The following is a 10,567-nucleotide window of genomic DNA, read 5'->3' as shown; positions in this document are numbered from 1 at the left end:
CGCGCCCAGACCCGCGCCGGCGAGGTGGGCCTGCTCGTGGCGGGAGGGGCCTCCACGCAGCAGCTCACGCTCGCGTCCGCGGTCGAGGCGGGAGTCGTCGTGGGCGTCGGCGCGGTCGTCGGCGGGGTCGCGGCGCAGCTCGTCGTCGCCGCGACCGCCGACGGCGCGGGCCAGGTCGCCGTCCCGTGGCTCGTCGCGCTGGCCGGGGCGGTCGTCGGGTCGGCGCTGGTGACGGCCGTCGCAGGAGCCCAGGCGCGCGCCGTCGCACGGCTCCGCCAGGTGGACCGCTCGGGCCGGGCCCGGGCCGCGGCGGCCCTGGGCACGCTCGTGCTCGCGCTCGTCGTCGCGGCGCTGTGCCTGTGGCAGCTCCTGCGGTACGGCTCTCCGGTCGTCGTGACCGGGTCGACGACCCAGGTGGACCCCCTCGCCGTCCTCGCGCCGGCGGCCGCCCTCGTCGCGCTCGCGCTCGTCGCCACGGGCGTGCTCGGGCCGGTCGGCTCGGTGGCCGAGCGGCTCGCCGCACGCGGGACCGGGCTCACGGTGCCGCTCGCGGCCCGGCAGGTCGCGCGCCGGCTCGTCGTCGTCGCGGTCCCCGTGGTCCTCGTGGTCCTCGCGGCCGGGTCGGGCACGCTCGCCGGCGCGTACGCCGGGACGACCGGATCCTTGCGCACGTCCGTCGCGGAGCTGCGGACGGGGGCCGACGTGCGCGTGCTGACCGGGGGCGCGACGACGGTCACGGGCACGACCAACCCTCCGCCGGTGGCGGACTACGCCGCTCTCGACGGCGCCACCGGTGCGTCGAGCGTCCTCGACGCGGCGGCGGTGCTGGGGGAGGACCCGCTCGCGCTGCTCGCGCTCGACGCGGGGTCGGCGCAGGACGTCGTCGCGGCGGGCGACCCGGCCCTGCTGGTCGCCGGCCTGCGTGACCCGAGCGCCGACCTCGGGGTCCTGCTCCCGGACGGGTCCGAGCGCCTCACGCTGGACGTCACGGCGTCCGCGGCGGCCACCGTCGAGGTCACGCCCGAGCAGCCGTTCTACTGGTCCGACGTCCACCAGGCGCGCGGCCTGCGCGCGGTCGCCTGGGTCGCGGACGGCTCGGGCGCGCTCCACCAGGTGCCGCTCGGCGAGCTGAGCGTGACGTACGCGACCGACGTCGACGCCGACGTGACCTCGTCGCCCACGACGCACGCGCTCACGGGGGAGCTGCCCGGCCCCGGCAGCTGGCGTCTGGCCGCGGTCGACCTCCTGGTCGGCACGCCCGCGATGCCCGGCCGGGCCTCGGTCACGCTCGACGGCGCGAGCGTGCGCACGCCCGCGGGCGACGAGGACGTCGCGCTCGACGGCGGCTGGGGACCGGTGACCGCGCTCGTCCGCGAGGGTCTGGCCGAGGTCGGGCCCGCAGCCCCCGCGGGGTTCTCGGCGGAGCTCACGACCGACGGGCTCCCGCTCGCGCTCCGGATCCTCCCGGGGGGCGACGACGCCCCGCCGCCCGTCCCCGTGACGGTGCCCGCGCCGCTCGCCGAGCGGTACGAGCTCGCACCGGGGGACGAGTCCGTGCTGACGGCCTCGGGGGTCGACGTCCCGGTGCGCGTCGCGCAGGTCGTCGACGTGGTCCCCGGTGCCGTGGAGCGGACGGCCGTCGTCGCGGACCAGGCGACGCTCCTGCAGCACCTCCTGCGCGTCATGCAGGCGGTGCCCCGGGCGGGCGAGGTCTGGCTCGGGGCGGCCGGCGACGCGACGGCGCGCGAGGACCTCGCCGCGGCCTCCCTGGCGCTCGCTCGCGAGACGGGCGCGGACGACGCGACGGTCACCGTCGCCGGCGCGGAGACCGGGCCGGACGTGTCGGCGCCGGTGCGCGTCGCGTTCTGGCTCGCCGCCGCCGGTGCCGTGGTGCTCGCCCTGGCCGGGGTGCTGGCGGTCGCGCTCGCGCTGCTGAGGTCGCGCCGCGCGGAGGTCATGGTCCTGCGGGCGCTCGGCATGCCGTCCGGTGCGCAGTCCCGCGGCAGGGCCCTCGAGCTCGCCGCGGTCACGGGGACCTCGGTGGTCCTGGGCGTGCTGGCGGGCTGGGTCGTCGCGGTGCTCACCGTGCCGCCGCTCGCGCGTGCGACGCTGGGCGACGCGGCCGACGTCCTGCCCGTGCCCCTCGAGACGTCCCTGGCTCCGACCGTCCTCCTGGTCGGCGTGCTCGTCGCGGGGCTCGGCGGCGTCGCCGGGGTCGTGGCGGCGCGCGTGCGCGCCCAGGCGCTCGACGCCGAGTACCGGGAGGAGATCCGATGAGCCTCGCCCGCCTGACCTGGCGCCAGTTCGCCGCCCACCGCGCGGTCTCGGTCGCGCTGGCCGTCGTGGTCCTGCTCGTCGCGTTCGTCGTCACGGCGTGGCCGCGCGCGGTCGCCGCGACGAACACCGCCCAGGTCGAGCACGTGCTCTCGGGCTCCACGCCGCTGCAGCGCGACGTCATCGCCGTGAGCCAGTCCCTGCCCGACCTCGGTCCCGCCGACCCGGTCGGCAGCACCGCGCTCGACGCGGGCTCGGAGGAGCTGTGGGGTGCCTTCGTCCAGGGGCTCGACACCCTGCGCGACGCGCAGCCTGAGCCGCTGCGCACCGCGCTCGGCGAGCCGGGCTTCACCGTCGAGGACGAGGCGCGCGACCTCCCGGAGATCCCCGGCAACGACGTGCGCTTCCCGTCGGGCGCGCTGAAGGTCGACCCCCGTCTCGCCGAGCACGCGACGCTCGTCGCGGGGGACTGGCCCGGCCCGGTCGAGGCGCCCGCGCCGGTGTCAGGACAGGACGGCACCGCGGTCGTCGACGCCGACGGGACGGTCCATGTCTCCGGACGGCAGGTGCTCGACGTCGTCGTGTCGGCGGGGGCTGCCGAGGTGCTCGGCTGGTCCGTCGGCGACGTGCACGAGCTCGACCCGCTCACCTCGGTGCGGCTGACGGGGACCTTCGAGGCCGTCGACCCGGACGACGACTACTGGCAGCACAACCCGTACTCCGCCACCCCGCAGGTGGTGGACGACATCAACCTCGGCCGCTCGGCGAGGACGGCGATGTATCTCGACGCGGCGACGGCCGACGAGGCGTTCCTGCTCGACGCGACGACGCGCGTCTGGTTCCCGGTGACGGGCGCCGGGGTCGAGGCCGACGAGGTCGCCGTCCTGCTCGCGCAGCTGCGCGGCTTCACGGCGACGCCCCACCCGGTCGTCGAGGACGGGTCCTTCGTGCTCACGCCGTCGAGCGAGATGACGAGCGTCCTGTCGTCCCTGCTCGCCCAGCAGCGTGCCTCGGCCGCGATCCTCGCGGTCGTGGCGGTCGGCCCGCTCGGCGTGACCCTGGCCGTGCTGCTCCTCGGGGCGCGCCTCGTCGTGTCGCGACGACGCGCGTCGCTCGCGCTCCTGCGGGCACGCGGCGGATCCGGGGCGCAGCTGCGCGGGCTCATGGGCGCCGAGGGGCTCGCCCTCGGGCTGCCGGCGGCGGCCGTCGGCGCCGTGGCTGCGGTCCTCGCGGTCCCGGCCGCCGCGGGCGGCGGCGCCGTGGGCCCGGGCACGTTCGTCGCCGCGCTGCTGGTGGCGGCCCTGCCCGCGGTGCTCTTCGCGCTCACCACCTCGCCCGCGGGCCTGCGCGACGCCCGCACCGACCTGGGGACGACGCGCGGGCGGTGGCGCGTGCTCGTCGAGGTGCTCGTCGTCGTCCTGGCCGCCGTCTCGGTCGTCCTGCTCCTGCAGCGCGGCGTGGTGGTCGGGCCGGTCGTCGACCCCGGGTCCGGCGCCGGTCCCGACGCGGTCGCCGGCGCCGAGCCCGGGACGGGGACGGGCGTCGACCCGTTGCTCGCCGCCGCGCCGCTGCTGCTCGCCCTCGCGACGTGCGTCGTGGTGCTGCGCGTCTACCCCCTGCCCGTGCGCGCGCTCGAGCGGGCGTTCCGCCCGCGCCGGGACCTCGTGCCGTTCCTCGGCGCCGCGCGCGCGGTACGGGACCCCGCGGGCGGTGCGGTCCCCGCGCTCGCGCTCGTCGTCGGCGTGGCCGTCGCCCTCTTCTCCGGCGTGCTGTACTCCACGGTGCGGTCGGGCGTCGAGACCCTGGCGTGGGGCACGGTCGGCGCCGACCTGCGGGTCAGCGGGCCGATCATGGACGACGAGGTCGTCGAGCGCCTGCGCGCGGTCGACGGCGTCGCCGAGGTGGCCACCGTCACGGACGCGGGAGAGCTGCCGCTGCGCGCCGGGGTCTCGGGGGAGCGCGTCACGGTGCTCGCCGTCGACACCGACGAGCTCGCCGCCGTCCAGGCGGAGGTGCCGGGCGCGCACGCGCTGCCCGACGGGCTCGGGACGCCGGGTGACCGACTGCCCGTCGTGGTGTCCGGAGCCCTCTCGATCCCGGCCGGCGCGCAGGACGTGACGCTCGTGGCGAGCACGCCGGCCGACGTCGACGTCCTCGCCACGAGCGGACCCGTGCCCGGGCTCTCGGCGCAGCGGGCCTTCGTCGTCGTGGACCGCGACCTGGCCTCCGAGGCGCTCGACGTCACGTTCCGCCCGCGCGTCGCGCTGCTCGCGCTCGACGACGGGGCGGACACCGCCGCGGTCCGCGCGGCGGTGTCCGACGTGCTGCCCCGGTCCGCCCTCGCGAGCCCCCACGAGATCTCGTCCGAGGCGCTCGGGTCGCCGGCGGCCGAGGGCATGAACCGCGCGTTCGTCGTCGCGATCGTCCTGTCCGGGCTCCTGTGCGCGGCCGCGGTCGTCATGACGCTCATGATCGGCGCGCCCGCACGGGACCGGCTCGTCGCGGTGCTGCGCACGCTCGGGCTCGAGCGGCGGGGGACCCGCGGTCTCGTCGCCTGGGAGATCGGTCCCTGGGCGCTGGCCGCGCTCGTCGTCGGGGCCCTCCTCGGGCTCGCCGTCCCCGCGCTCGTGCTCGCCGCGGTCGACCTGACGCCGTTCACGGGCGGCGACGCCCAGCCGTCGCTCGCCGTCGACCCCGCGCTGCTCGGGCTCGTCGTGGGAGGGTTCGTCGTCGTGGTGGTCGCGGCCGTCGCGGCGTCGTCGGCGCTGAGCCGGCGGACCAACCTCGCAGCGGAGCTGCGCATCGGTGAGGAGAGGTGACATGACCACCAGGACCGGGCTCGAGCCCGTGGACCCGGACATCCTGTGCCAGGACCTCGTGCGGATCTTCTCCGCCGACGGCGTCGAGGTGCAGGCGCTGCAGGGGCTGAACCTGCGGGTCGAGCCGGGGGAGCTCGTCGCGATCGTCGGGGCGTCCGGCTCCGGCAAGTCGACGCTGCTGACGATCCTGTCCGGGCTCGACCGCCCGACCGGCGGCTCCGCCGTCGTCGCGGGCACCGACCTGCTGACCATGGGGCGTCGCGAGCGCGTGCGCTACCAGCGGCACACCGTGGGCTTCGTCTGGCAGCAGACGAGCCGCAACCTCCTGCCGTACCTCACCGCGGCCGAGAACGTGGCGGTCCCGCTGGCGCTCGCGGGAGACCTCGGAGCCGGGGAGCGGCGTGCGCGCGTCGACGCGCTCCTCGAGCTGCTCGAGGTGGGGCACGTCCGCGACCGCCGGCCGGACCAGATGTCGGGCGGGGAGCAGCAGCGCACGGCGCTCGCCGTCGCCGTCGCCAACGCGCCGCGCGTCCTGCTCGCCGACGAGCCGACGGGCGAGCTCGACGAGGCGACGTCCGTCGAGGTGCTCGAGGCGATGCGCGGCGTCAACGCCGAGCTGGGCGTCACGACGCTCATCGTCACGCACGACCCGACGGTGTCGGACCACGTCCTGCGCACCGTGCAGATCCGGGACGGACGCACGTCGACCGAGGTGCTGCGCCGCACGGAGGTCGACGAGCACGGGTCCGAGCGGCACGTCGCGGAGGAGTTCGCGGTCCTCGACCGCGTGGGCCGTCTCCAGCTCCCGCCGGACTTCGTGGCGAGCCTCGACCTGCGGGACCGCGTGCGGCTCGCGCTCGAGACGGACCACGTCGGCGTGTGGCCCGACGGCCGCCGGTCCGCGACGGACGACGGCGGTGCGACGGTCCCCGGCGGCACGACCGACGACGGCGGCGCCCCGGCGCGGCGCGAGGAGGACGGGCGATGAGCGAGACCCAGGGTGCGGCACCGGTGGAGGCCGTGGAGGAGCGGGAGGTCGCCCTCCGGGCCGACGGCGTGGGTCGCGTGTTCGGGCACGGCGCGACCGCGGTGCACGCCCTGACGGACGTCGGCCTCGCCGTGCACCCGGGCGAGCTGCTCGTCGTGCGCGGGCCCTCCGGCTCCGGCAAGACGACGCTCCTCAACATCCTCGGCGGTCTCGACCGTCCGACCACGGGCAGCGTGCACCTCGCGGGGGACCGCGAGCTGTCCGCGATGCCCGAGCGGGACGTGCTCGAGGTCCGACGTCGCGAGATCGGCTACGTGTTCCAGTCGTTCGGGCTCGTGCCGGTGCTCTCCGCGGCGGAGAACGTCGAGGTCCCGCTGCGGCTGCAGGGCCTCGACCCGCAGGAGCGGGCCGAGCGGGTCGCCCGGGCGCTGGCCCTCGTGGGGCTGGAGGGCCACGCCGCGCAGCGACCGTACGAGCTCTCGGGCGGCCAGCAGCAGCGCGTGGGCATCGCGCGGGCCCTGGTCGCGGAGCCCCGGATCCTCGTGGCCGACGAGCCCACCGGGCAGCTCGACTCCGGGACCGCCGCGACCGTCATGGACCTGCTCCGCGACGTCGTGCACGAGCGCGGCGTGGCCGCGGTGGTGTCGACGCACGACCCCCTCCTCATGCACCGTGCCGACCGCGTCGTCGAGCTGCACGACGGGCGCGTGGTCGAGCGCACCTCCTGAGCCTCCGGTTGCCGTGCCGTCCCGGCACGGCAAGCCTGGTGGGATGGCCTCCAGCGACGGACCGACGCCCGACCTCCCGACCGACGGCCCGACCGACCCGGCCCCGACCACCGCGGGCACCGACGCGCGACCGGCCGACGAGGACGTGCGCTCCGGCAGACCGTTCCCGCCGGTCTTCTACCCGGCGGCCGGGGTGATCCTGCTCTTCGTCGTCGCGGCGGTGCTCTTCACGGACGCCGTCTCGGAGGTCATGACCACGCTCCAGCGCGACGTCATCGGCGTGTTCGGGTGGTACTACGTGCTGATCGTCGCGGCGTTCGTCGTCTTCGCCCTGTGGATGGGCCTGAGCCGGTTCGGCGACATCGTGCTCGGCAAGGACGAGGACGAGCCGCTGTTCAGCCTGCCCGTGTGGTTCTCGATGCTCTTCGCGACGGGCATGGGCATCGGGCTCGTGTACTGGGGCGTCGCCGAGCCCCTGACGCACTACGTCACCCCGAAGCCCGGCCTCGAGGGGAGCGACGCGGCGCTGGCCCAGGCCGCGATGGGCCAGAGCTACCTGCACTGGGGCATCCACGCCTGGGCGATCTACGTGGTCGCCGGACTGTCCCTCGCGTACGCGATCCACCGCAAGGGACGACCGGTGTCGATCCGCTGGGCGCTCGAGCCCCTGCTCGGCGACCGGGTCAAGGGCTGGCTGGGCAACGTCATCGACGTCGTCGCGATCGTCGGGACCGTGTTCGGCGTCGCGACGTCGCTCGGGTTCGGCGTGCTGCAGATCTCGGCCGGCCTGGGGTACCTCGACGTGGTCCGGCCGAGCACGGCGCTGCAGATCGGGCTCATCGCGGCGATCACCGCGCTCGCGACGCTCTCCGTGGTCTCCGGGCTGGGCAAGGGCATCAAGTGGCTCTCCAACGGCAACATGGTGCTCGCCGGGGTGCTCGCCGTCGTGGTGCTGCTCCTCGGGCCGACGCTCTTCCTGCTGCGCGAGTGGGTGCAGTCGCTCGGCTACTACCTCCAGAACATCGTGCGCCTCACGTTCGACACGACGGCGTTCCAGGGCGCGGCCGGCCTCGAGTGGCAGTCGTCGTGGACGATCTTCTACTGGGGCTGGTGGATCTCGTGGGCGCCCTTCGTCGGGGTGTTCATCGCCCGCATCTCGCGGGGCCGCTCGGTGCGGGAGTTCGTCCTCGGGACGCTCCTCGTGCCGTCGATCGTCACGACGCTGTGGTTCTCGATCTTCGGCGGCTCCGCGCTCGAGCGCGAGCTCACGGCGCCCGGGAGCATGCTGGACGACGGCGTGGTGAACAGCGACACCGCGCTCTTCCAGCTCCTGGGCGGGCTGCCGCTGTCCACGGTGCTGTCGGTGGTCGCCATCGTGCTCATCGTCGTCTTCTTCGTCACGTCCTCGGACTCCGGCTCGCTCGTCGTGGACATGCTCGCCTCGGGCGGCAACCCCAACCCGCCCACCTGGAGCCGCATCTTCTGGGCCGTGCTGGCCGGGCTCCTCGCCATCGCGCTGCTCCTGGCCGGCGGGCTCTCGGCGCTGCAGACGGCGGCGATCCTCATCGCCCTGCCGTTCTCCGTCGTGCTCGTCGGCATGGCGGTGTCCACGGTCAAGGCGCTGCGCGTCGAGCACGCGGCGCTCCTGCGGGCGGAGCGCCGCGCCGCCCGCACGGCGCTCACCGAGCACGTGACGACGCGCGTCTCGGAGTCGATCTCCGAGCAGTGGGAAGAGCTCTACCCGGACCCGCGCACCCGACGGACACCTCTGCGGCGGCGCGAGCCCGGACGGGGCGGCGCGCCGGACTGAGCACGGCACGGGCCGACGGCGGCGGCGCCGGGACGCGTCTCCCGGGCGGCACCGTGTCCCAGGTCACAGCGCGGTGACGATCGGGTTGCGAACGTGCTTCGGATGTTACCGACCGGTACCACTCGAATCACGATACGAGGGATGCTCCCGTCACGGCGCTCAAGCCTGGCAACGAGGCCAGTACGCTCGCCGCGTCCACGATGTGGGCGATGTCCCGGTGCGCCCGACGTCGGTCGTGCGGGGACTCCGCCGCGACGTCCCGACGACGTCGTCTTTCCTGAGGAGGAACCCGTGAAGTCCAGGCGAATCACCGGGTGGGTCGCTACCGCGGCTGCCGGTGCACTGCTCCTGTCGGCCTGCTCCGGCTCGACCGGCGACGACCCGGAGAGCCCTGCCGAGACCGGCGACGGCCCCACGACCGGGATCGTCTCGTTCGCGAACGGCGAGCCGCAGAACCCGCTGATCCCCACCATGACCAACGAGGTCTACGGCTCGGCGGTCGTCACCAACCTCTTCTCCGGCCTCGTCTACTACGACGCCGAGGGCGGCGTGCACAACGAGGTCGCCGAGTCCATCGAGTCGGAGGACAACCAGACCTGGACCGTCACGCTCGAGGAGGGCTGGACGTTCTCGGACGGCACGCCCGTCACCGCGCAGAGCTTCGTCGACGCGTGGAACTACGGCGCGCTGCTCTCCAACGCGCAGAACCTGTCCTACTTCTTCGAGCCGATCGAGGGCTTCTCGTACGACGAGGACTCCGAGCTCTCCGGGCTCGAGGTCGTCAGCGACACGGAGTTCACGGTCCGGCTCACGCAGCCCGAGTCCGACTTCCCGCTGCGTCTGGGGTACTCCGCGTTCTACCCCCTCCCCGAGGCGTTCTTCGAGGACCCGGAGGCCTTCGGCGAGGCCCCGGTCGGCAACGGTCCCTACACGCTCGAGGCGTGGGAGCACGACTCGGTCGTGACGCTCACGCCGTACGACGACTACCAGGGCGAGCGCGTCCCGCAGAACGGCGGGCTCGAGCTCGTCGCCTACACCGACGAGGACGCGCAGTACAACGACCTGCTCGCGGGCAACGTCGACGTCGTCCGCAACGTCCCCGCCTCCGCCTTCGCGACGTTCGAGGACGACCTGGGCGAGCGCTCCGCCAACCAGCCCGCGGCCGTCATCCAGGTGATCAACGTCCCGGAGTGGCTGCCGGAGTTCCAGGGCGAGGCCGGCAACCTGCGTCGGCAGGCGATCTCGCGGGCCATCGACCGCGACCAGATCACGGAGACCGTGTTCTCCGGCTCGCGCACCCCGGCGACGGACTTCACGTCCCCGGTGATCGAGGGCTGGAGCGAGGACATCCCCGGCAACGAGGTCCTGCAGTACGACGAGGACGAGGCGCGCTCGCTGTGGGCCGAGGCCGAGGCGATCGAGCCCTGGGGCGACCGCACGTTCCAGATCGCGTCCAACGCCGACTCCGACCACCAGGTGTGGATCGACGCCGTGTGCAACAACATCCGGACCGTCCTCGAGATCGAGTGCGAGTTCTTCCCGTACCCGACGTTCGACGAGTTCCTCGACGCGCGGGACAACGGCGAGGTCCCGGGCATGTTCCGTGGCGGCTGGCAGGCGGACTACCCCGCGATGAGCAACTTCCTCGGCCCGATCTACGGGACGGGCGCCGGCTCGAACGACGCCCAGTACTCGAGCGAGGAGTTCGACGACCTCATGACGCAGGGCAACGGGGCCGAGACGCCCGAGGAGGCCGTCGAGCTCTACAAGCAGGCGCAGGAGGTGCTCTTCCGCGACCTGCCGGGCATCCCGCTGTGGTACCAGAACGCCACCGGCGGCTGGGCCGAGACGGTCGAGAACGTGCAGTTCGGCTGGGACAGCGAGCCGATCCTGTACCAGGTGACCAAGGCGGAGTGACCCACGACGAGCGGTGACCCCGACGACGCCC

General features: G+C 74.8%; 6 protein-coding genes. All 6 read left to right on the top strand.

Annotated features, from left to right (window positions below; all coding sequences use genetic code 11):
• A partial coding sequence (locus ACWPWV_RS19405; RefSeq protein ID WP_454044515.1) for an FtsX-like permease family protein occupies positions 1-2,277 on the top strand: 2,277 nt, incomplete at its 5' end.
• A complete protein-coding gene (locus ACWPWV_RS19400) occupies positions 2,274-5,093 on the top strand; it encodes an FtsX-like permease family protein (RefSeq protein ID WP_454044514.1) in 2,820 nt (939 codons plus the stop codon). The genes ACWPWV_RS19405 and ACWPWV_RS19400, both read left to right, overlap by 4 nt.
• 1 nt (position 5,094) lies before the next feature.
• Positions 5,095-6,081 carry an ABC transporter ATP-binding protein gene (locus ACWPWV_RS19395; RefSeq protein WP_454044513.1) on the top strand — a complete coding sequence of 329 codons (987 nt, stop codon included), beginning with the start codon at positions 5,095-5,097 and terminating at the stop codon, positions 6,079-6,081.
• A complete protein-coding gene (locus ACWPWV_RS19390; RefSeq protein ID WP_454044512.1) occupies positions 6,078-6,809 on the top strand; it encodes an ABC transporter ATP-binding protein in 732 nt (243 codons plus the stop codon). The genes ACWPWV_RS19395 and ACWPWV_RS19390 overlap by 4 nt, the downstream gene beginning before the upstream one ends.
• Positions 6,810-6,852: 43 nt before the next feature.
• A complete protein-coding gene (locus ACWPWV_RS19385; RefSeq protein ID WP_454044511.1) occupies positions 6,853-8,619 on the top strand; it encodes a BCCT family transporter in 1,767 nt (588 codons plus the stop codon).
• Between the two features lie 291 nt (positions 8,620-8,910).
• Complete coding sequence (locus tag ACWPWV_RS19380; protein ID WP_454044510.1) at positions 8,911-10,536, top strand: peptide ABC transporter substrate-binding protein; 1,626 nt, start codon at positions 8,911-8,913, stop codon at positions 10,534-10,536.
• The last annotated feature ends 31 nt before the right edge of the window (positions 10,537-10,567 follow it).

The sequence above is a fragment of the Cellulosimicrobium sp. Marseille-Q8652 genome (assembly GCF_965112045.1).
The sequence above is the reverse complement of the archived record's forward strand: the minus strand, read 5'-3'. Positions and strand labels throughout refer to the sequence as shown.